Here is a 22,991-nt window from a genome sequence, read left to right as displayed (position 1 = left end):
CAGTGGTTATAGATTATCTCACCTACTGTCATAGGCACCTATCGCCCCTCTAATTTAGATATGTCATATATTCGAAAGCAGTTGTGCCATATACACTTTTAAAATGTTTATTTAAATGGGTTAAATCCACAAAACCGCATGCAGCCACTGCAGAGTAAATATCTCTATTTTTTTCGATCAACTGTTTAGCAAGTTCGATTTTGCAGTTAAGAAAGTATTGATACGGTGAAATGCCAGTATTCTCCTTGAAGAAGCGAATAAACTTAAACTTTGATAAATGAAGCTCGTTACAAATCTCATCAAGTTTCAATACCTGTTCCAGATTGGCATGAAGCATATCCTTTGCCTTGTGAATTAGTGCGGTATCCTTTTTGTTGTCCGTCGAAAACTTCGTTTGGACGAGGCTATCGGTGAGGGATACGAATAATTCACTGCATACGGCCTCGTCTTTTCCGCTTAATATTGCATAGGAAAGGTTTAATATCCCTTGTTTTAGTCGATCATCATACACAACAGGTTTAGGAAAACGTACGATATCCTTTTTCTCAATAACCTCCAAAAACAATTGCGGATCAATATAGATCATAACATAATCTAGACCTGTCTTATCCTGCGCCATTCCATCATGAGCCTGTTCCGGATTAAAAAACATAACACCATTCTGGTGGGATAATTGTAAAGTGCCATCCAAATTATATTTTTGGATTCCACGTATAGTTACACCCATTGCATATTCTTGGTGGGCATGCTTTTTATACGTAAAATCAGTCATATTCGCTGACAGCACCGTAATACCCGCTGATTTTCGATAAATAAATTTGTTCATTCGATTCACCTCTTCATCACTTGCCTACATCCAGATCATGATTGCAGCGTAAGCGAGAGATAACGCCATCACTACATTAAATGTCTTATTATACTTTTGTAAAAACGCTTTGAAAATCGCACCAAAGACAACCCATGTCATAAATGCCAAAAAGCCAATTAACGTGATAGCTAGAATACTTAAAGTGACTGCAGAACTTGTGTTATAGCTAGGCATAATGAAGGTTGGAATCACAGTCAATGTAAATAATACTACCTTTGGATTTAAAAACTGCATAAGAAATCCTGAAACGAAAGTAGCCGTTTGGTTTAATGCTCCGTTTGATGCATCCATTTTGTAAATTTGATAAACAAGATAAAACATATAACCACTTCCAATGATCTGCATCACAATGATTATTTTCGGTATAATCGTTATGAGAATCGTGTTAAGCAAAGCAGAAATTACAAGTAGTGAGGCAAAACCAATTGTTGCTCCAAACGAATATTTCATTGCCTTTTTCACACCGAAATTATGCACAGTGGATAATATGACGATATTGGTAGGTCCAGGTGTAAACGTAGCAATCGTACAGTAAATTAAAAAAGATGTAAAATCCATGAGAATACTCCTTTCAAGCTCTTCTCATAGCCTACATCTTAAAATGAAATTCCTATAGTATATTATTGCAGAACTAACGATTATTTCGCTATGGTTCTATGTGGCAAATCTGAAATCGGTATCCGTTTGAAGCTTCGTCACTGAAGAAAACCGTTTTAGGTCCTGAATAGTTAAATCGATAAATTCTTGGTTAAAATGAAACTCTCCCGCTAGAGTCGAATTTATATGCCCATTGGAATCGTATCTTGAAGTTGATAATGAATATGTAACCAAAAAGTCTCCTTTGTGATTGATTCGCTCAAATGACATTGTAAATTCATTCGGAGACATTGATTGTAAACTGCATTTTTTTGAAACTCTCCCACTCTCAACTTGATTAATAAATTGCATCAGCTCGTCTATTGAAAACCATACTTCTGCATTACAACCTGAAAATTTGTTATCAATCACATCAATGGTACAGGATAGACTAGGAAGGCGGTTATGTATATACTCTTCAAGTGTAAAATTAATGTATGATTTTTTGTCGTCTGAATATATCCTAAAGTCATAATCTGTTATAGGTTTGAACATCTATTATCCTCCTAACATGACTTACGACTTGAAGATGGAGTCGATACTCTCTCTATCGTAATCTAATATCCAGTGATTATAATTTATGTAAAGTTCCTGGAGAGGTGCCGTTGTGTTAGAAACAATATCTAAACCTCTGCTGTCATATAAATAAAAAATCGTATTACGAGTTGTATTCACGAAAAATATTCTATGATACGCGAAGAGAAACATTGCAGGTTTAATATCTGATGTTTTGCAACTCAGCACATAACGGAACGATACCCATTCATCATCCTCTTCATCAGATATCGTAATGCTGTTACAATTAAGTTTTTTTAAAGTTTCCTTGCTTTTAACGCCTTTTTTAAAAAATTTAATCTTGTAAGGCTTACTCTTCCTTCTAAAACTAAGAAATAACACAATAAATATTTCATCACTTTCACTGTGCGTTTTTTTAAATAGTTGAGTAGTACGATAGAGAACTTGTTCTCTGTATTTTTCATCAGAAACCAAAGGATTCGGGTCACCAATTTCAAATCGAATACCTACATCCGCGTTATAAAATAGAGGGGATTCCAATTTTAGTCCTAAAAACTTGTCATTGAGATAACGATCAAGTGATGCTGTCACTCTTTTCCCACCCTTTCCCCGAAAAGTACTATAGTATTTGACTTCTTAGGTTCCAAGACTCTTCTGCCAAATCAAGCAGTATCTGAGCGACTAACAACTGATGACTTGATTTTTCTTTTTGGTTTATTTTATCGTCTACTTCTAAATTGCTAAGCATCTTATCAATAACCATGATAAACCTAAGTGATGCGCTCGCAGTAAAACCGAAACGGGCAAGTTTGAAATCCCCATCCCACCCGTCATCTCTGAGTCCTTGCATATAATTTAGAAATAACTCTTCCTTATACTCTGCTACCTTGTTAACGGGAATTTTCTTTTTTAATAACGCATATCCAAACATTCGACCAAGCTCTTCCCCTACACCTGAAATACTTGCAAACTGCCAATCAATCGCTATTAATGAATCATTTCCATTCAATTGCTCTATAAAAATGTTATCCCAGTGTACGTCTTGATGGGCAAATACACGAGGCAGTAATTCTAATGTCTCCAGCAAGCTGTTTACTCGGTCTCTATTGATACGATAAAGCTCCCACATAGAGCTCTTACCATTAAAATCAATCAAGTAAGAATCCCAAATAACTTTTTGCTCCTCAATGGGTTTAGCATAAGCAGCACACACCTCCACCCAAGAACGCATCCAATTGTGGCATAAAAAAGATTCAGTTGGGAGAGGTGTCCCTGTTATGTATGCGCCATTGTATTTGCCAAGTAAGTAGGATATTTTACACATGTGCTTGAATGACCATTCGCTTTGGACATTTTCAATAACTATATCCTCGAGCCAGATCCAGACATTTTCATCCGGATGCTCTTCTACTGTATAGCATAAGGGAGCCCTTATACCAAGTGGCAATTGATTCAGAATCCCTGAACGATAAACCAGAGCTTCGCGTTTCCAGTAGTAGTAGTGATTGACTTGATTACGCAAAGGATCAGGTTTTAATAACTTGAGTATCATTGTATAATTTTGCTTTCTATCGTTGTCCAGAGCTATACAAGATATCCTATAAACCGAACTTTCTTCCTTGTTTTTTCCAAGAGGATTGCAATTCCACGATAATAACTGTAAATTTTGAGAAGCTACAACTCGCCGTAATAGTGACTGTAAGTAATCAGAGTCAATTTTAATATCTTTTTCCGTTTTTGCGGTTATCATTATGAACAGACCTCTGTTTCTTCAAAATATATACATTTAAAATACGTGAAACGGTCCACGATTCTTCCTGACAATTGCGTTAACTTCCAGCTTACTTAATGAAAAAGGAAGCAGTCGCCATAGCAAACTGCTCCTTATTTGTCCAACTATCGTACCTTGTTAGCAGAACACCATTCTTATAATGACTTCAGTAATTTTTTTAAAGCATCCGTATTATTGCTTGTCAAAATTGGAATATATTCAGTTATTTTTTCAACTTCCCAGTTCCACCACTTCAAAGTATTGAGAATATCAATAGTCTCCTCGTCAAATCTATAACGGATTAATTTTGCTGGGTTACCTCCAACAATGGAATAAGACGGAACATCTTTAGTTACAACTGCGTTTGTTGCGATTATCGCTCCATCACCAATATGAATCCCCGGCATAATTGTAGCATTATAGCCTATCCAAACATCGTTCCCTATAACTGTATCCCCTTTGAAACCACCACTTAGATTCTTTAGGCCGGCTTCCCACTCTCCTCCAAATGCCCCAAAAGGAAAGGTTGTAAACGAGTTTGTATTATGATTCCCACCATTCATAATAAATTTGGCGTTGGATGCTATAGCGCAAAATTTTCCGATTTTCAGCTTATCTCCGATAAAGTCAAAATGATAAAGTACGTTTTTCTCAAAGCCTAACGGATTATTATTATCGTCATAATAGGTGTAATCTCCAACTTCAATATTTGGATTAACCACTATATTATTAAGAAAACATAAGCTTCTGATATCCTTCATTGGGAAAACACTTTTTATATCTGGACCAATCAATTAGCGACACTCCTAAAATATATTTTTTTAACTATGTTCATTAATATGCATCATTCTACTTAACTTCCTCATTAGTTAAATGATTCTTCAAATCTTTTGTTTAGTTTTTAATATTCTTAGTTTTACTTGGCTCGAATCCTAAACTGTCCAAAATTGAATTAATAAACTCAGTTTTTTCATCCGCATACAACAGTTTATCTGTCTGGTGTTTCTGGGAGAGTTTCACTTTCAACTCTTGATATTCGTTTAGTGCTGCGTTATTTTCCAATAAATAATCTCGAAATGCAAGTTGCTTCTCAAGATACAAACTGCCTGTTTGAAACATATGAATTTGATGAGTTCTTGGGTCACCCTTACTGATATAATGTCTGTCGGGTAGTATGTTTGTTCCCCCATAAGCATATCCAAGTTTCTCTAAGCCGTTGACACATTGACTCCCAAGTTGAAATTCTTTCAATTCAATTCCTATATCAATAATAGGTTTCGCGGATAAGTTTTTCACAGCTGTACTGCCTATATGGTGGACTGCCAAAATAAGTTCACTAATTCATTTTCTATTTGTGTCTTCTCCCATATAAATTCCTTCTCCCACTCTGCCGTCCAAGCCGCAAAAAAAGACTTTACCTTTGGGTAGTCCTAGCACTCATATCATCTCTGCATCAAACTAATATTTTCATTATATTCCAAATTCGTTTAGTTAGCTTTCCGTTAGCTTTATGAAATGAGCAGGCTGCCACAGCGCCTGCTCATAAATGTGTTTCTTAGTTGGTCAAACTAGTAAACCTTGCTGGTTGAATATTGATGCAATTAATAATCAAACTATCGTATGTCAACCATAAAAATCCTGAACTAAAGAAAGTCGAGCTTTTGTCTACTTTCAAAGGTTTTTGTTAGAATTTACATTTATATCTCATTAAACGACAAAATAACACTTGAAATAAAAAGATATTCGTTATAAGATTTCAACATGTTCTCTTTAAAGAACATCAGTTGAATGAGGAGAGTGACCATTCTTGCTAAATTCATTAACTTCTTTTAGGTTTATTGCGGCGCTGATGGTATTTATATTTCATTTAGGTATTTTGAAACAATATCAATTAGGTTCAGCAGGAGTACAGTTTTTTTTCGTATTATCCGGATTTATTTTAGCATACAATTATCATTCCAAGCTTACAAACTTGAGTAAGGAGAAAATTAAAAAATTTTATAGAGCTAGATTCTCAAAAATATATCCTGTTCATGTACTAACATTTTTGATTGCATCACCATTAGTGATTCTTTATTTTAAACCCGATGGGTTGTACTTCATTAAATTAGCGTTTATGTCAGCTGTAAATCTCTTACTAATACAAACGTTCATTCCCATTCAAAGCACATACTTTAATTTCAATGGAGTTTCTTGGACTTTATCAGTTGAAGCTATTTTTTATTTAACATTCCCTTTCTTAATCTGGACTTTTACAAAACTCAAAATAAACAAACACATTTTTAAAACTTGCTTATTTCTTTTTATAATCTGGCTGACTCTGTTCATATTAAATATGAGAATAGATGAGTCTGATCATTTTAAAGTTTGGTTAATGCATATTTTTCCGTTTGTTAGGTTATTCGAGTTCTCCACAGGTATAATTTTAGGGATGATTTTTGCTAATAGACCAATGAAAAATTTAAACAAAAAAATGTTTAACCTATTAGAATTATTCGCGGTATTGTTATTCTTAATATTCCTTCTAATATCTGTTAGGTTTGATACTGGACTAGTTAGAGGTGTGTATTTTGTGCCAATATGGTGTATCTTGATTTATACTTTTGCTCATGAGGTAGGAATTCTGTCTAAGCTTTTATCAAGTAAAGTATTAGTGTACTTAGGGGAGATCAGTTTTTCATTTTATATGATTCATCAATTAGTCATACGCTATTTCGAATTTCTAAAGTTGAACAGCATAGTGAACTTTCTGATTTGCCTAGTACTTTCATTATTACTAAGCGCAGTGATATATCGCTTTTATGAAGAACCATTAAGGAAGCGATTACGATATGGCAAAAAAAGAGATGACAAGCAAAATGTCATTGTTCAACCTTCGCTAACCAGCAACTGAGAATATTAATGATTATATTTATTTGGGATTCATATTATTTAATTTCAATGAAGATTTTTATAAGTAAGTTTTCATAGTATTGCTTAATAATACTATTCTTTCATAAGGATACAAGTTCAAAAAAGTAAATATATGCACGTGTTTTACAAATGGAGATTTCTCAATTCGAGGAGTCTTTTTTCTTTAATTATGGTTGAAATAAAGCATCAACCTACTAATCAATAAAATCCCAAAAAAGAAAAATGTTAGGCTCACGTCTACTTTCTAAGGATTTCCCTACCTATCTGGTCGCGGATTTATTTCTAACCTATTATGCTTTCTGCCGCTTTATATCCTGTCTTGGAGGAAAGCCAAACATTCGCGAATACTCTCGGCTGAATTGCGAGGGGCTTTCATAGCCTACTCGAAATGCGACATCAGTGGCATCTGTTGACTCGTTTAAAAGCAGGCGACGAGCTTCCTGCAGTCTCAATTGTTTTTGGAACTGAATTGGGCTCATAGCCGTTACTTCTTTAAAATGCCTATGAAACGAGGAGACACTCATATTCGCTATTTCGGCAAGCTCTTCAATCCGGAAACTGCGTTCATAATGATTCATGATATGCTCAATAACCTCTCTAATTTGGTGGATTGAGCTGCCCTCCATTACAATTTGTTTTAAAACACTTCCATTCTCACCTTCCAGCACCCTATACAGAATCTCCTTCGTAATTAATGGAGCAAGAACCGGAATATCTTTGGGATTATCTAACATACGAGCTAACCTGAGCACCGCATCCAACAAAGTCGATTCCATCTGGCTGACAAACATTGCCCGATTCGGATCTATTTTCGATTTCACTTGATTTTCAGACTCATGTAGAACCTCTAAGATTTGGCTTGGTGTAAATTCAAGTTTAAAACCTAAATACGGCGCGTCGGGAGACGCTTCAGTAACTTGGGCTGTGACCGGCAAGTGAACAGTTGCAACAAGATACTCAGCAGGACTGTATCTATAGCGCTCCTCCGCCAGCCATACTTCCTTCGCACCTTGGACAACTATACATAAGGAAGGTTTGTAAACTCCATGCCTGGGTTCATTAACATTTGAGATATGGATGAAAAATAAGGATGGAATAGCGGTAGGGTGTACACCGTCTCTTCCAGAATAACGCTTAATGATTTCGGCGAGTTCATTCTGCTGTTTCATGATTATTTCAGACATTAGCCCCTCCAACGACGTTATTTTTATAGTTCAATTATAGACCATATGCATTTGTTACATAAGCGGTAGTGAGAGGATTAGGCAAACATTTGATACGAATGGGATAACTGTCTCTTTTTAATCCAGTGCATAATAAGGTTGTAATCGGCAAATATACAATGAATCATTTGATAAGGAAATTGCTATTTTTCAGCTCCCTGCACTTACACACTAAAATAATGGAGGTCTTACCGTGCAAAAAGTAATTCTAAACAATGGTATTGAAATGCCTACTCTCGGTTTTGGTGTTTTTCAGATTCCAGATGCAAATGAATGTGATGAAAGCGTTCATGAAGCTATTAAAGCAGGTTATCGCCTGATTGATACGGCTGCCTCTTATTTAAATGAGGAAGCGGTGGGCAGAGCAATAAAACGGAGTGGCATAGCAAGAGAAGAGTTATTTATCACTACAAAGCTTTGGGTACAGGATACAGGTTATGAGCGCACAAAGAGGGCATTTGAACGATCACTAACAAGATTGCAGCTTGATTATCTGGATTTATATTTAATTCATCAGCCCTTTGGCGATGTGCATGGCTCTTGGCGCGCTATGGAGGAGCTCTATCGTGAAGGAAAGGTCCGTGCAATTGGCGTAAGTAACTTTCATGAGGATCGGCTAATAGATTTGATTATTCATAATGAAGTTGTTCCTGCCGTAAACCAAGTGGAAACACACCCTTTCAACCAGCAAATCGATAATGCAGCCTTCATGAAAGAGAACAATGTTCAGATCGAGTCTTGGGCGCCATTTGCTGAAGGGAAAAATAACTTGTTTCAAAATGTATTATTGGTAGCTATAGCCGAAAAGCATAATAAATCCGTTGCCCAGGTTGTTTTGCGTTGGCTAACACAAAGAGAAGTCGTTGTCATTCCAAAGTCGGCTCGTAAAGAAAGAATTATCGAAAACTTCAATATCTTTGATTTCGAATTAGACCCTAAAGATATGGAGTCAATTGCTTCATTAGATACGAAACAGAGCCAGTTCTTTTCACATCGGGATCCTGAAATGGTGAAATGGATCGGCACCCGGAAACTTGATATCTAGCTATCCTGGGTGGGAAGAAGGAGGATTAAAGATTGCACGCACGATTAAAGAAATTGTTCGAAATTAAAGGATACCGTTTATTCGTCATCTGCATGCTGATGATCGGAATCGGAATATCGATTACAACGCCTTATCTAGCTCTGTATTTCACAGAAGATTTAGGGATGACTACCGGGGCATTCGGCGTGTTCATGGCAGTAAGTTCGTTAAGCGGTATCTTGGTGAACACGCTCATTGCCAAACGTTCCGATAGCGGTCTAGACCGCAAATGGATATTGATTGCAGCAATGCTTTCGTCTGCTTTGGTGTATGCTGCGTATTTGACATTCGATAACTTCTTTATTCTGCTGATTTTGGTCAGTATATTGAGTGGATTTGGTGCTGCCTCCATACCGCAAATTTATGCTTATGCACAGGAATCTGCCAATGAAAGCAAATCCGACGACAAAACGTTAGCGATGTCTGCATTACGTTCTCTGATCTCTCTAGGCTTTCTAATCGGACCGTTGGCAGGGACTCTCCTTTTGGCGGCGATTGGGTATAGCGGTCTCTTTCTGGTGACATCCGCCATCTATCTTACGACAGCATCTCTTATATCCCTGTTTCTTTCAAGCCGGAAAGCAAATCGAAAAAAAACCGGGTTGAGCAACACAGTCGGTACCTCTTTGCTCATTAACAGGCAGATCAGGCTGCCGTTTATCGCTTTTATTCTTCTGTTCACGGTTAACGCGATGAATTTAATCAACACGCCGCTCTTTATTGTGAACGAGCTTCAAGGCACGCATACGGATGTTGGATTAGTGGTCGGTATTTGTGCCGGCCTTGAAATTCCCATTATGCTGATCTTAGGTGTGTATGGTAGAAAGATATCAAATCATACTCTTTTAATGTTTGGCAGCATTATTGCTATTTTCTATTTCGTCACCTTAGGTGTTTCGAACGATCCGATTCAACTGATTATAGCGCAGCTTATGCAGGCAACGTTTGTGGCAATCGTGATGGGCAATGGACTTAGCTATTTCACGAATATGATGCCTGATTCACCGGGAGTAGCTACAACGCTATATACCAACGCCTCCACTATTGGTAGGCTGGCAGGAACGCTCGGCAGTGGTATCATTGCCCAGTTTACAGGATTTCGATCGGTGTATTGGATTTGTCTGGTGATTGTGATTTTATCATTAGTCTTGTTATGGCGAACAAAATCAGAAGTAGGAGAAGAAATTCGATTATCAATTTGAGACCTACAGCTTGTACTGTTTTGACGTCCGTCCTTATAACTCATAACGCTGCTCAATTGAACTAGCTTGCCTGTTAATTAAATAAAATGAGCAGGCCACCGCAGCGCCTGCTCATTTTTATTTTCACTCATATAAAACAAACTCCACGACGAAAACCAAAGTCTCTGTTAAACGGCAGCTAAAGTTATTTTTTAATTTTCTCTGATTCGCAGTCGTCTACGATTATATTAATAATTTTATATGATTCGTCTGCAATAGCTTTGTTAGTATTTTTATTACCATTGTAGGTTATTAACGCCTTCCATAACGCCCATCCTCTTGCTCGGTTCCAAGTTCCTTCATCCATATTTAATACACTTTTGAATATCTTTCTACTCTCTTCATCAAAAAATGTCCAAGCCATTGCAGCATCACAAGCGGGATCACCAACTCCCAATATACCGAAATCAATGACTGCATAAAGTTTTCCGTCTTGAATGAGTATATTTCCTGGTGCAATATCACCATGGACCCAAACCGGCTCCATTTCCCATTTAGAATCAAGGGCCAATTCCCAAATTTCTTTTAATACCTGTTCATTAAAAACATCTTTATTATTCTCAATTGCATATCTTGACTCTTCATCGTATACAGCTATAGATCCGCCTCTATAGAAATTATGCTCCCCAGCTAACGGACCTTCACTAGCATCAATGGATTGTAATTCAATTAAAAAAGAACCCAAGTCTATTGCAAATTGATTAAGATCATTTAAATTTTCCTGAGACAATGTCTCTCCTTCCAACCATTTGTTGATTGACCATGGCCAAGGATATTCTTCACTAGGATTTCCCTTTGCTATTGGCATGGAAATGGGTAAAGAAAGTTTTTTTGATAACAATGGCAGCCACTTTTGCTCTTTCTCCACTTGAGGTGCATAGGATACTGCACTTGGCAATCTTACACTCATATGTTCACCTAAATGAAAAGTTCTATTATCATTCCCACTAAATTTTACAGGTCTGATTTCTAACTCAGACCATTCTGTGAATTGTTCATTTATTAATCTTACAACAACATCAACATTTATATTTTTCATTAATTACCTCTCTAACATTTCAAATTTTTTAGGAGTTTAAACTTTATTTTTAAATAAGCGCACTAACATGTTTATCAATCTCTATTCTTCCGTTAGCTTAACCAGGCTATGTATTTTAATGGTCCTTGTGAAGAAAATTCACATACTCATCCTTCGTTAAACCGAACAAGATGGAATCATGATATTTTCCGTTTATGTAAAACACTTGACGCCTGATTCCTTCTTGAACACAGCCTACTTTTCTTAGCATATTAGCCGATGGCTCATTTCCTTCAAGAACATAATCATTGAATTTATTTAGTCTACGCTCGAAGAAAGCATATCTTAGGAGCATGTGTACTGCCCTGGTACCATATCCTTTACCTCGGTAGGGCTTATCAATCACGATGCCTATGCTAAATGTTCCATTCCTCTCGTCAATGCTATTTAAATTAATACCGCCTACGCTTACACCATTCAAGTCTACAATGGTAAACATAATTCTACTGTTCGTTGATGAAAAGTCCGTATTTTCCTCAACAAATCTTTTTGCTTCAGAAATTGTAGGCGGCAATTCTGTTGCACATTCTAACAATCGACGCGCAGCAGTGTCATATCCACTTACATAACAGCTTTCCCAATCTTCTAGTGAAATTCCCCGCAATCGTATAGCTTCGTCTTGCCAAAAGTAAGAGCTGTAGTCTATTTCTTGCACAGAAACACCTCCACTTAATGAATAATTGTTATAATTATAACTAATAAATTCAATGCGTAGTTAGTAATTTTCGGTTATAACTATTTTGCCCGTTAGCTTAATAAAAAAAAAAACAGGCCACCGCAGCGCCTGCTCATTCTTCTATGCTATTCAATCACCATATCTGTTAGATTAACGAGCTAATTATACAAACAACTATTCTTCTCGTTTTACTTTTTTTCGTCGAGATAGTGATATCCCTCCAAAGCCGCTGATGACAGCAATGTAAAAACCTATATCGTACCACCAGCCAGAGTTGTAGATTTCATATACTCTAATATCGTGATTGAAAATGCCAATAATAATTGAAATAGGAGCAACCCAGCCATGCCATATCCCCCAGAAAAAACCTGCAGGATTTTGAGCATTATTTACACCATCTCCAGGTACACAGCCCGTTATTGAAAGAACAGTAAAAGTCATTAGTACCATTATTAATAAATACCTTTTTTTCATATCTCGTCACCGTCCAATAACAAGTTTAACGAAGCCAATTTGTAGAATATAAAATTCACCTTCTATACTATGGAGACTAATCTCAAAATATTCTACAATTTCTTTTCCCTATATTAAACAAGCTGCCAACCTTTAAATATCTGAGATTTCCTCGCCTTCAAAGCGCTCGCTACGTCAATGGGCTCTCGCCACGCTACATGTTATACCAATACATCGGATGCTCTGCTATTTGATCAAATCCAAGTTTATTTGCAAGAGATATCGATACTTGATTATCTGAATGACAACTCCAGTTTGGCAGTAGTCTTTTACTCCGACATTCATTGATAAACTCGATACCAACTTTTGTCGCGAGTCCTCTACATTTATGTTCCTCAATTGTAATAATATCAATCTCAGCAAAACCTCCGCCAACGTAAGGGGATGAACAAACGCTTATGATTTTATTCTCTTTTGTAATAAAATGTCCGATGCCGCACTCATTAAAATGCTCGTTTGAATCCCACACTATCTTATAGTATGTATAGAAATCCTCGCGATATCTATTCGAGATATCTTCGTTTAGCACATCATATTGCAGTCCTTCATCGATGTTTATATGTATGTCTTTACTGTTTTCAATAAACTTTTGCTCATTATATCGAAAATAAGTACGTTTTATTTTATTTGAATGTTCTAGTTGATATTTCTGGAAAGCTCTTTCCCATTCGTCTGTGAACATCGCCAATGCATAGAACCCAATGTGGTTGTCTTTATGATTTAGAAAGTTCGCTACAGCATCATTAAATCTGCAATCTGAGGCATTACCAACTAAACAATAAAATCCACCGCAACTTGTAAGAAAAGCAGCAGACGGGTCTAATCTACTGTTTACAAATATCCTTCCATTTTGCACATGTTCAATTACAGAAAAGGCAAAGACTGCTTTATTTTGGATTTTTGAAAACATCGGTAATACTTTAGCAAATTCGTTCCTACTCAGCTCGAACATAACCCACCTCATTAAATATGCTTTCATTATTATTCGATCATAGTTTCAGTTACCATTAATTTTCTGATCTACCCATTAGCTTAATAAAATGAGCAGGCACCGCATTACATACTCATTGAGTTTTATTCATATATTGTTAACCGCTAAATTATGGTTATATTTACGCTAACCTACCCGTTATAGCTTGATAACAAAGGAGCAACGGCATTAGTAAACTGTTCTTCTTTGGTCAACTTTAGTGTCCCGTTAGTTTTAAACGCTACTAATTGTCGAACCAAAAGACCATGCGTACATTATCAGGTTCGTCAATTTTACTTAGACGTGGGATAAAGTCACTCACAAAAGGGATAACCAACTCTTCAAAAGTAAAGATTTCTTCGTTGTCATCTTCTATTGTTTGTTGCCAATCATATTGGAGGAGTTCTTTTAAAGTGAGCCAACTTCTTGTGTGAGCGTCCCCATTTTCTTCATCACTTTGATTCTTTACCTCTGGGCTAGCATCATCAGGAAGTCCCTTTGGCAGCGATATTGGTTGAATATTATATAGATTTCTTACATTAGCTAAAACCGCAAACAGTAGATAATTTCTATCTGTCCAGTATCTTTTTCGAACTTCTTTTACCTCAAAGTAAGGGTTATATATCCATTCATCTACACTGATCCATTCAGTAATCAAAGGATTATCAATCTTAATTGTTTTCTGCTCGATATATACATGAATGTCTGTCCCCAATTATGCCACTGCCTTTCATCAATGAATTTAAAATTCAACTTCAATCGGCGTTCTTTCTCATTCTAATTCATATTGAAACTATCTTGGACGATAGCTCAACGAGGCTGCTATTTCATGCAACAGCCTCGTCCTGATTTTCATATGCTATCTTGTACCGTCAGTTAAATCATTTTTTGATTTTACAAATGTAAAAAGAATATTCAGGAAAAACTTCGTATACATCCTTTTGTTCTAGGAAACAGCTACTATTTCTTATGTATTCATAAACCAATTCTATTGAGTATTTTAAGCTCGACATAAACATTAGATATCCCCCATGCTTTAACAATCTAAAACATGAATCCAGGCATTTTTTAAAATCCCCAGTCTCATGTATAGCAGATCCTATTAATGTCACAAGATCATATTTTTCTATAGGCAAATCCGAATCAAAAATATTTTTGCACAAAACTTCTGAAGGATTCGGATGTCTTTCCTTCTGTTGCCTATACGAGAATATTTCACATATTTCAGTGTCTATATCAATACTCGTTAAATTCCCCTTTCCCTTTAACCAATATCCAAGGTAGTCATCCCAATCCCCTGTACCGATACCGACATTGCATACTTGCATTTCATCTGTAATGGGGAATGCTTTTCTAACGTAATCTCTTGTCACCAATTCAGTGTGGATGCAAGGTGGTGATGAGTTCCACTCGCCAGCTTCGGGACTTTTGAGTTCAAGATAATAATGAAACAATTTTTCGTCCATGTTCATTGAGAATCCCCCAATTTGCATTTCATTATTTCATTGAATTATTTGGTAAATTTCAAAAAATCTCCTCAAAACCTATTCATGCTTTCCTCCCATTAATAATAAAATGAGCAAGCCATTGAAGCGCCTACTCATCCATTTAAGTTATTTAACTAATGTTCCCTGTTAGTTAAACAAGTTTTAGGGAATTAATCCTTATTTCTAAGCTTATTAAAATGATTTATTGTAGATTTCACATCATCTTCATTATTCAAATCAACTAGTTTACGAAGTTTCATGCTCCAGCAATTCAAATTCAAGGAAGCGCATAACAACCTACATATTCGTAATGCTTCTGTTACACTACCCTCTCCATTATAAACATTAGTTCTGACAGATATCTCTTCAGCCTTTTCTGATTCGGTTCCTGTAGTTGGTTCATTTCCAAATGGAAATAGAATAAACTGATAATCTCCGATAGCCACAGTAATCGCCTCCAAATATGGAAAGTGAACAATTTACAATTGTTGATCGTTCAATCAAGCTAACGAAAAACATCGATTAGCTTATTCAAAACGATGTATTCCAACACAACTATTCCTATGCAAAAAAGTATAAAAAACTGAAGTCTCGCTGTGTTAATTCTATCCTTCCAGTATTCCCCTCTAAAAAATGAGATTATGTTAGGAGTGAACGTATGCCGAATAGATTCGTTATAATCATTTTCATCCACAAAGAAAATACGGAACAGAAATTTATATATTGGAATATTTAAAAGAAATAAAACAATAATCATAACCAGTTCAAAAGTCAAATTGTTTTCCTCCAAATATATCTTTACCTTATTTTACAATATATGATTTTGTTCATGCATAACAGACTGATCCATCATATGGATCAAGGAACTAGCTGCCGATGTGGGAGTATAGTGATACGTATTAAATTTCCTTCCATTATAACGTCTTATTTAAAAAGTTTGTGATCATTGCATTAAGGTGCTCTCAAAGTAAATTAATCTATCAAAATTGGACTAATAAATAATCATCACTCGTAGGATTTTCCGGCAGAGAGAATAATTGCGAAAGTACGCCAATCTGGCTCAAGATTAGTCCCTGAATCTTCAAGCCACGCCTTCATCCCTTCTAAAAATGATTCCAAATTCGGATTTTCCCAATCATTTTTATTTGTATCCAAATCGCTCATTAAAGAAGCTACAAAATGAAGCATATCCTCTTTTGTTTTTACCTCATAAGGGTTTAAGCTCATTGTACTGAATCACCTCAGGAAAAATTGTTAGTTTTATTTTTTTGTTACCCAATTTTAACACATATTGGAACCATACTGCCCGACAGTAAAAAACAAGAATAAGCAAAAAAACTTCCCCGCAGTACCCTGCAGAGAAGTTCTCTCTAATAAAATATCTTCTCATTCCGTTATAGTTGCTGCTTTGTAACATCTCAAATTATTGATTTTTAAAATATTGCACATGCTCAGACACCCACTGGGCAAAGGTGCGTGCTGGGCGGCCAGTGACCTGTTCGACGGTAGGAACCACTGTATACGCAGATTTAGGAGGGTTGGCATGCCAGCCTATTACAAAGTTAATAACATCCTCTTGAGCTCCCATATTCCGCATGCGTTCGCGCGCTTGCTCTTCGGTGAGCACGACGAATTGGATATCCTTCCCGATTGCAGTACTGATCGTGCGAACCTTTTCTGGTATCGTTAACACTTCAGGTCCAGTCAACGTATAGATTTTACCTGCATGACCGGTATTGGTCAGTGCGGTTGCAGCGACACTAGCGATGTCGGCCGGGTGAATCATCGCATCCAAAGAATCAGCAAACGGCTCCTTCACAATGCCTTCCGAGCGAATGGACTCTGCCCAGATAAGTGTATTGGACATAAACTCTGGAGGCGGCTGGAGAAAGGTCCACTCCAAGCCGCTCGCTTCCACGGCCTGCTCCACGGGTCCGTTCACACCGCTCCACAATACTGTGACTCGTTCTACTCCAGCTTTCTTGGCCAGTTCAACAATTTCGGGTCCAGTCTGCAGCGGGCCAAAACCTTCACTGTTAAAAGTGATTAAGTGCATGCTTGTAACGCCCTTCAGCACGGGCACAAGAGACTCTGGAGAAGCAAGATCGCCATATACGACCTCAACCTCTTTGGGGAAATTTGCTTTTGCCGGGTTACGCGTCAACGCACGCACATTATGACCTGTTCGGACGAGTTCTTCAACGATATAGCGACCCACATTTCCGGTTGCTCCTGTTACTAAAACCGTCATGGCTCAGCCTCCTTGATTTCTTTTATCTTGGTGGTTTTTCATTAAATTGATTTGCTTTTTCAAGCTTAATTCCGCATCTGCTAAAACATTCTGTTGTCGAATAACTTCATCCAGTTTTGTTTCATAGATTTGAAGTAATTCATCACAATACTCATCTTTTTCGCCGAATTCGTCGTTATCGGGATATTGGCAATACATAATATCTTTTATCTGATCCGTTGTAAGTCCTAAATTAAGATAGAGTTGAATCGTATGAATGACTTCGACAATAGAATCATCAAATTCGCGATAATTATTGTCGAGACGAGAAGCGGTTATCAACCCTTTTTTCTCGTAATGTCTTAAGGATCGAATACTAGTGCCGGTCTGTTTCGCTATTTGACTTATTTTCATTTTCATAGCTCAACCTCCTTTCTTTGTATTCTTAGTTCATCATAAAGTATGACACTAGTGTTATAGTCAAGTCCCTTTTAATAAAATGAGCAGGCCACCACAGTGTCTGCTCACATTTTTTATATTTCAACTATTGTATCCCGTTATCTCAACAACCAATATATCCGTAGCCAGCCTTGTTATAAAAATAATTAGAACCCTTCAATACTATTCAGATTGTCTCTCACGTTCCATCGCCTCAAGTACTTCGAGTTTTTGCTCATACTGACGAATTAGGGCTGAATCTGGCCCATTGCGGTGTTTTTCGATGAACGCTTGAAGCGCTTGGCGGTATTGCGAAATGAATTTTGAGTTGCCGGAGTTTGTTGCAAGCTTGGCTTCAGCTTTTATAATCGGTTTCAAATCCTTATTGATTATCCATTTCTTCCCGTATTCTGACTTATCGCTCATGATGAGGAGATTACGTTCGAAACCTGGAACATACTTGGCGACGAAAACTTCATCCTTAGGCGGAATAAGAATGGCATTACGCAGCGGATAAATACTGGCGGACATGGTAGTGAAACTCGCCTCCATATCTTGCCCCTCGGAGGTTTTGAGGACCGCTTCGTACTTCCAAACATATTGATCATTGTAAAGGGAGTTAGTTTCCTCTGCGTAAACAATGATTGCAGTACTTTCCGTTCCAACTGCGTTAAGAAATAATGAGTTTAGATAATGCGTGATAAAAATGTTGAGAATTGCTGCCAGAAGCCCCAAAGACGGCAGTATGAAAAACCATTTTCCATGATTACGCCATATCGATAAGAAGATCCCCATGGCAAAGCTGAAAAATAAGATTATCAACAATGACCAGAACGGGTGATGCGTCAGGAAATACAATACAGCCGAGATTATATACATGTATTTTACTCACCCCTCATGGTTATACTATGCCAGCCCTATTGTTGTATTCTAATGCGTTCTTGTTTGCCATGACCTTGTTCGACTATCAGCGGCTTCTTATCTAAATAATAATCCCACCCATTTGCAATTGCATATTTAATCAATCGTTCGCCGTTCTTAGGCATATGAGGGTTGAAGTGCCATCTTTCCATCTAAAGAATCTCGATAACAATTAGTAATTTAAAAATTCGTTAGATATACTGAACTATCCTGCTCGTTAGCTTAATAACAAGAATGAGCAAAAAAACCTCCCCGCAGCATCCTGCAGAGAGGTTTATTTTCAGTTTGATTGGGTCAAAATTTCGACTTTTTTGGTTCCCTATTGGCTTCGCCATAAATTCGTTCCGCTTTAAAGTAAATTCAGCGCCTTCAGCAAAGCCCATTCACTGGATTTGAAGCCTTCTATTGAAAAATGAGCATCTGGAAACATCGGGGACAAATGATGGTACCCAGGGTATACATGTAATTCCACTAACACACCATCAAAGACCAGTTGTTTTGCAAATAATAAGGCTTCATCGATGAATAAATCAATGCTGCCTATACTTATATAAGTGGGTGGCAAACCGGCTAGTGATTTTGCACGCGCAGGCACGTAATACTCACTAACCTCTTCATGACCGGGTTCATGCCCTAAAACAGATTTCCAGCCAAAATAATTGCTTCCTTTTGTCCAAACAAACTCACCCGCATAGGGATGTTCTGGCGCAAAACTTGTACGGTCATCAAGCATTGGATTACGCAGCCTTAGATGATGAATATCAAATTCCTTTTGGTCACGAATGTAAATGGCTAGACCCGCTGCTAATCCTCCACCTGCGCTGCTGCCGGATATGGCCACTTTTTGAGAATCGATCGCTAATTCCTTAGCATGCTCAATACACCATTTAAGGCCCGAATAACAATCCTGTAGCTGACTAGGCTGAGCATGCTCTGGTGCCAAGCGATAATAGACAGATACACAGCAAAAACCATGCTGGGAAGCAAGCGAAGCATTAGCTGTACGATCACCAATCGGACTTCCCATAACCATACCGCCGCCGTGAATAGAATAAAATAATGGCAACTTCTTGTGCTTTGGCTGGATTGGTTTAATGATCTCTATGCGAATATCTGGGCCTCCAAAATAACTTGGTACTGTTTTTTCTTCAAAAGTAACTGGGAACAACTGCGTAACATCTATTTGCGGCAGCATTTTTGCTTGATTTGTGCGCGATTCTATTAACATTGATTCAGAAAGATCAGTTGTTGGAAATAAATCAACAGCGCTGATAATTTCTTGATCAACTAAATGTCTGCTTCTGTTTTTTTGCTCACTCATGATTTTTAATTTCCTCGCTTTCTATTTATACACATCATTCATTATGATGTGCTGCTCATCGTTTTATGCACAAATCAGAGCCCTTTCTAACTTTCTTTCGTCAGCTAATTTCCAACTATCATGTACACTCTCACATGCTAAACCTATTTTAAATAATGTAGACAGCTATTCATATGTCAACAATGGCTTAGATTCATTGTTAACACAAAAAAGGCACTGATGAGAAATTCTCACCAGTGCCCGTTATTCTTTATTCATTATGTGAATACACAATTCTCTTAATCGTATCTATGGAGAGGAAATATTCCTTCGAAAGCTGCTCGATACTACTCTTACTCATAAAAGCATTTCTAATAGCGGCATTTCGCTGATCCAGTAATTGTCTACCACCGCTCAAGCTTCCCCAGTTTTTATATTCCTTTTCTTGCTTAGGAATGTAAAGAGCCTCTCCTTGAACATACTTTTGAATTTCCATAATTAGCTCTTCAGGCAATATCTTTGTTGCATTAATATATTTCAACTTCGCCCGCTCCTTATTTTGACAATTAAAAATAAGGTGCAAAGCCAAAATATTAGAAAAGCTTATTCAGCGCTATAAAATGTTTCGCCCCACGCAAAGTAACGCTTTTCCAATAACAGGCTTTGCATGAGTGGAAGAAGTACCAGATAATCTTAAGAGATTTTCCATCAGTAAGCACCCCCTTTTCCTAACAAGTATAACATAACTTCAAATGGAGAAGATCCGCATAGAGAAAACATGAAATAAGCCTTTAACCATACGATAAATCGGCTTGTATTAATTTCATATTGATGTGTGCTTGGAAATAGAAGTAATTATTATATCCCAGTCATCATAATGAAGTTCATGTCCAGTACCCTCCAATGTCAGTAAAACCGCATCCGGAATTTCATTAGCAAGATTTTCTCCATGTTTATAAGGGATAATGGGATCTTCAGTACCGTGTACAATCAGAGTAGGTGCAATGATTTCACTCGTCCTAACCAGATAGGATTCCCCACCTGCCAATAAGGCGTGATTACCCATGCTGGCGATATTGTTGCTTCTAACAAATTCTTTTTCCGCCAATGCGCCAATGCTCTTCTCATCAAAAACATGCTTTGAACCGACCAGAATCTTTGATCTATTAATGGCAAATTCGACTACCGATTGTTTGTTCGTCCAATCTACAGCCCCCATATTCGAGAAAAACTCCATAACCCTTTCCTCCATCGGAGGGAGATGCGGAGCAAAATTGGACGTTGAAACGAGGGTAATGGTTTTAACCCTCTCCGGATGCCGCAGAGCGATCATTTGAGTCAACATACCGCCCATGGACATGCCTATGATATGAGCTTGCTCAATCTTATAAGCATCCAATACTCTTATTGCATCATCTGCCATATCTTCAAAAGTATAACCCGGTTGACCAGGCTCATAAGTTGTTGAACGTCCAACATCTCGGTTATCATAACGAATGATAAAACGTCCTGCATCTGCCAAACGCTGACAAAATTCTTCTTCCCACCAAATCAAGGAGGATTGAGCCCCCATAATTAGCAAGATGGCCGGATGATCTGGATTTCCGAAACTGTCTGCACATATATTAATCCCATCTACTTTTATTAGTTGTTCGTTCATATGGAACCCTCCAATATTTCTTACAAAATAAAAAAACACAGGCCATAGGCCTGTGCGCATACTGTAATCGAAAAAGAATTTGAGAATGAACACAGTATTATGATTACCCTATGGAAGACTATCAGTCCAATCATCGGGTAGATCATAAAAGGTTCAATCCATTTCCTTTGTATCTAGTTTATATGGCATAAAGGTAGGGTTCCCCCTCTCCCCAATGATATAAAACTAAACTAGGTTACCGTGAAGGCAAACTAATCTTCGATTACGATGCACACAAAATAGTCTTAAACCACAAACCAATTCATTGTGCAAAAAGTATCGAAGAATTAGATCAACACACGTAACCCCTCCGTTCGTATAAGTTAAATTTATGCTAACATATGGCAAAGTCATATGTCAAATACTAGGCGGTTTCCTTTGTGTTAACCTTTATCCTAGTTTCAAAAAGCTATGTTGCCTCTTCCCTTATGTTTTTTGAAATTTTCGCAAATTGATTTACATACCCTGCCAGATAAATAGCGCAGCGCCAACAATTTGACGTTTTTTCTACGCTCAGCATTATTGGGCATATGCTTAAAATAGATCGGTTTCTCAAAACGCTAATCATATGGTCAGCCTGTTTTTTGAATCTTTCCTTTAAGTAACCTAAATACTTTTATTGTTTTTTCAGAGAAACCTTGAAAGAAATCACTTAGATATTTTTGGACAAGGAACCGTACCAAACTAAAGAATAAAGAAATAACTATTATAAACACAAATAGTTTTATTCCTGTTTCTATATATACCATTTAGATAACGCCCTCCTATTCAATTATCATTATATACTAATACATCGATTGATCTGGAACATGTCGATAACAACCGCTATCCGGACATTTAGCTGAAAAGGCTATCGCTTATAGCGGTAGCCCTTTGTGAATGAATTCTTATTATCCGATAGTTTAGAGAATTATTTTCTTTTTATTAATTTATGAATAATCGAAGGCTTTAAACCAGCTTGAATAAGCAATTTAATATTGAAACCCGACTTCCCATAGCTTAAACGATACCAATAGTAATTTATGTATTCTATCACGGAAAAAACATAAATCAACATACCAAAAAATAAGTCTCTTTTATTCTGTGCAAGCATTAACAACAAAATAACAATTATCACAGCCAAAAGAAAATTAATTCTTCTAAGCATGATTAGGATTTTCCGCATTAACAATGATTTCTCTTTACCTAATGATTGAGATCTAAATACCCAATACAGCACACCTTGAATTAATTGCAACACAAGAAATGAAAACGCAAGCAAGCTTGCGAATCCTAAATCTAGATACAGTTTAAATACAACAAAAAAAGAAATAGCCGCTACTAACTCACCAAAAGCTAGATTCAACAGGTGTTTTCTTAGTTTTCTCATAAAACTCCTTATAAAGATCACAAACACCAACTGTTTTAGATCAATTAATGTATTCATT

General features: G+C 37.0%; 26 protein-coding genes and 1 pseudogene. 3 read left to right on the top strand and 24 right to left on the bottom strand.

The annotated features are described in order from the left end of the window. Positions 1 to 49: 49 nt before the first annotated feature. The 7 genes and pseudogenes from AC1DM9_RS10220 to AC1DM9_RS10190 all read right to left on the bottom strand — a co-directional run bounded on the left by AC1DM9_RS10220 (position 50) and on the right by AC1DM9_RS10190 (position 5,228). Positions 50 to 826: an AraC family transcriptional regulator gene (locus tag AC1DM9_RS10220; protein ID WP_477579841.1), complete on the bottom strand. Its 777-nt coding sequence runs from the start codon at positions 824 to 826 to the stop codon at positions 50 to 52. A 24-nt stretch (positions 827 to 850) separates the two neighbouring features. Further along, the gene (locus AC1DM9_RS10215) at positions 851 to 1,426 is read right to left on the bottom strand and encodes a LysE family translocator (RefSeq protein ID WP_477579839.1); all 576 of its coding nucleotides are present in this window, start codon (positions 1,424 to 1,426) and stop codon (positions 851 to 853) included. A 96-nt stretch (positions 1,427 to 1,522) separates the two neighbouring features. After that, positions 1,523 to 1,999, bottom strand: coding sequence for a WapI family immunity protein (locus AC1DM9_RS10210; RefSeq protein WP_477579837.1), 477 nt, complete (start codon positions 1,997 to 1,999; stop codon positions 1,523 to 1,525). A 21-nt stretch (positions 2,000 to 2,020) separates the two neighbouring features. Further along, on the bottom strand, positions 2,021 to 2,611 hold the full coding sequence (locus AC1DM9_RS10205) for a DUF3885 domain-containing protein (protein WP_477579835.1): 591 nt from the start codon (positions 2,609 to 2,611) through the stop codon (positions 2,021 to 2,023). Positions 2,612 to 2,639: 28 nt separating this feature from the next. Continuing rightward, positions 2,640 to 3,770 (bottom strand): hypothetical protein, encoded by a 1,131-nt coding sequence (locus tag AC1DM9_RS10200; RefSeq protein WP_477579833.1) that lies wholly within the window; start codon positions 3,768 to 3,770, stop codon positions 2,640 to 2,642. A 176-nt stretch (positions 3,771 to 3,946) separates the two neighbouring features. Beyond that, complete coding sequence (locus AC1DM9_RS10195; RefSeq protein ID WP_477580144.1) at positions 3,947 to 4,552, bottom strand: CatB-related O-acetyltransferase; 606 nt, start codon at positions 4,550 to 4,552, stop codon at positions 3,947 to 3,949. 133 nt (positions 4,553 to 4,685) lie between these two features. Then, a pseudogene (locus tag AC1DM9_RS10190) lies at positions 4,686 to 5,228 on the bottom strand (GrpB family protein). 370 nt (positions 5,229 to 5,598) lie between these two features. Here AC1DM9_RS10190 and AC1DM9_RS10185 point away from each other — a divergent pair. Beyond that, positions 5,599 to 6,684: an acyltransferase family protein gene (locus AC1DM9_RS10185; RefSeq protein ID WP_477579831.1), complete on the top strand. Its 1,086-nt coding sequence runs from the start codon at positions 5,599 to 5,601 to the stop codon at positions 6,682 to 6,684. Positions 6,685 to 6,994: 310 nt separating this feature from the next. Here the strand turns inward: AC1DM9_RS10185 and AC1DM9_RS10180 are convergent, their stop codons facing one another. Further along, positions 6,995 to 7,888 carry an AraC family transcriptional regulator gene (locus AC1DM9_RS10180; protein ID WP_477579829.1) on the bottom strand — a complete coding sequence of 298 codons (894 nt, stop codon included), beginning with the start codon at positions 7,886 to 7,888 and terminating at the stop codon, positions 6,995 to 6,997. 232 nt (positions 7,889 to 8,120) lie between these two features. Between AC1DM9_RS10180 and AC1DM9_RS10175 the strand changes: the two genes are divergently transcribed. Together AC1DM9_RS10175 and AC1DM9_RS10170 are read left to right on the top strand one after the other, a co-directional pair. Next, on the top strand, positions 8,121 to 8,972 hold the full coding sequence (locus tag AC1DM9_RS10175) for an aldo/keto reductase (protein ID WP_477579827.1): 852 nt from the start codon (positions 8,121 to 8,123) through the stop codon (positions 8,970 to 8,972). 32 nt (positions 8,973 to 9,004) lie between these two features. After that, positions 9,005 to 10,213, top strand: coding sequence for a sugar efflux transporter (locus AC1DM9_RS10170; protein ID WP_477579825.1), 1,209 nt, complete (start codon positions 9,005 to 9,007; stop codon positions 10,211 to 10,213). Positions 10,214 to 10,397: 184 nt separating this feature from the next. Here AC1DM9_RS10170 and AC1DM9_RS10165 read toward each other — a convergent pair whose 3' ends face one another. From AC1DM9_RS10165 to AC1DM9_RS10090, 16 genes are all read right to left on the bottom strand, one after another. Continuing rightward, positions 10,398 to 11,291 carry an aminoglycoside phosphotransferase family protein gene (locus AC1DM9_RS10165; RefSeq protein ID WP_477579823.1) on the bottom strand — a complete coding sequence of 298 codons (894 nt, stop codon included), beginning with the start codon at positions 11,289 to 11,291 and terminating at the stop codon, positions 10,398 to 10,400. A gap of 115 nt (positions 11,292 to 11,406) precedes the next feature. Then, on the bottom strand, positions 11,407 to 11,985 hold the full coding sequence (locus tag AC1DM9_RS10160; RefSeq protein ID WP_477579822.1) for a GNAT family N-acetyltransferase: 579 nt from the start codon (positions 11,983 to 11,985) through the stop codon (positions 11,407 to 11,409). 195 nt (positions 11,986 to 12,180) lie between these two features. Beyond that, positions 12,181 to 12,480, bottom strand: a complete 300-nt coding sequence (locus AC1DM9_RS10155) for a hypothetical protein (RefSeq protein ID WP_477579820.1) — start codon at positions 12,478 to 12,480, stop codon at positions 12,181 to 12,183. 193 nt (positions 12,481 to 12,673) lie between these two features. Further along, a complete protein-coding gene (locus AC1DM9_RS10150; protein WP_477579818.1) occupies positions 12,674 to 13,471 on the bottom strand; it encodes a GNAT family N-acetyltransferase in 798 nt (265 codons plus the stop codon). Positions 13,472 to 13,733: 262 nt separating this feature from the next. Beyond that, positions 13,734 to 14,204: a hypothetical protein gene (locus AC1DM9_RS10145; RefSeq protein ID WP_477579816.1), complete on the bottom strand. Its 471-nt coding sequence runs from the start codon at positions 14,202 to 14,204 to the stop codon at positions 13,734 to 13,736. 166 nt (positions 14,205 to 14,370) lie between these two features. Next, positions 14,371 to 14,961, bottom strand: coding sequence for a class I SAM-dependent methyltransferase (locus tag AC1DM9_RS10140; protein ID WP_477579814.1), 591 nt, complete (start codon positions 14,959 to 14,961; stop codon positions 14,371 to 14,373). Positions 14,962 to 15,146: 185 nt separating this feature from the next. After that, positions 15,147 to 15,422, bottom strand: a complete 276-nt coding sequence (locus tag AC1DM9_RS10135) for a hypothetical protein (protein ID WP_477579813.1) — start codon at positions 15,420 to 15,422, stop codon at positions 15,147 to 15,149. Positions 15,423 to 15,981: 559 nt separating this feature from the next. Beyond that, positions 15,982 to 16,203 carry a DUF7660 family protein gene (locus tag AC1DM9_RS10130; protein WP_441884604.1) on the bottom strand — a complete coding sequence of 74 codons (222 nt, stop codon included), beginning with the start codon at positions 16,201 to 16,203 and terminating at the stop codon, positions 15,982 to 15,984. Positions 16,204 to 16,399: 196 nt separating this feature from the next. Next, positions 16,400 to 17,227, bottom strand: a complete 828-nt coding sequence (locus AC1DM9_RS10125) for an NmrA family NAD(P)-binding protein (protein ID WP_477512310.1) — start codon at positions 17,225 to 17,227, stop codon at positions 16,400 to 16,402. A 3-nt stretch (positions 17,228 to 17,230) separates the two neighbouring features. Then, on the bottom strand, positions 17,231 to 17,626 hold the full coding sequence (locus AC1DM9_RS10120; RefSeq protein WP_441884600.1) for a MerR family transcriptional regulator: 396 nt from the start codon (positions 17,624 to 17,626) through the stop codon (positions 17,231 to 17,233). A 201-nt stretch (positions 17,627 to 17,827) separates the two neighbouring features. After that, positions 17,828 to 18,439, bottom strand: a complete 612-nt coding sequence (locus AC1DM9_RS10115) for a hypothetical protein (protein ID WP_477579811.1) — start codon at positions 18,437 to 18,439, stop codon at positions 17,828 to 17,830. Positions 18,440 to 18,561: 122 nt separating this feature from the next. Further along, positions 18,562 to 18,717 (bottom strand): hypothetical protein, encoded by a 156-nt coding sequence (locus AC1DM9_RS10110; protein WP_477512312.1) that lies wholly within the window; start codon positions 18,715 to 18,717, stop codon positions 18,562 to 18,564. Positions 18,718 to 18,914: 197 nt separating this feature from the next. Continuing rightward, positions 18,915 to 19,886: an alpha/beta hydrolase fold domain-containing protein gene (locus AC1DM9_RS10105; protein WP_477512313.1), complete on the bottom strand. Its 972-nt coding sequence runs from the start codon at positions 19,884 to 19,886 to the stop codon at positions 18,915 to 18,917. A gap of 250 nt (positions 19,887 to 20,136) precedes the next feature. Then, on the bottom strand, positions 20,137 to 20,406 hold the full coding sequence (locus AC1DM9_RS10100; RefSeq protein WP_076270608.1) for a CD3324 family protein: 270 nt from the start codon (positions 20,404 to 20,406) through the stop codon (positions 20,137 to 20,139). 282 nt (positions 20,407 to 20,688) lie between these two features. After that, positions 20,689 to 21,525 carry an alpha/beta fold macrolide esterase gene (gene mle / locus AC1DM9_RS10095; RefSeq protein ID WP_477528263.1) on the bottom strand — a complete coding sequence of 279 codons (837 nt, stop codon included), beginning with the start codon at positions 21,523 to 21,525 and terminating at the stop codon, positions 20,689 to 20,691. Positions 21,526 to 22,474: 949 nt separating this feature from the next. Next, a complete protein-coding gene (locus tag AC1DM9_RS10090; protein WP_477512315.1) occupies positions 22,475 to 22,933 on the bottom strand; it encodes a hypothetical protein in 459 nt (152 codons plus the stop codon). Positions 22,934 to 22,991 lie beyond the last annotated feature (58 nt).

The sequence above is a fragment of the Paenibacillus sp. 01T431 genome (assembly GCF_056398625.1).
Note: the sequence above shows the minus strand (reverse complement) of the source record. Positions and strands in the feature narration are given on the sequence as shown.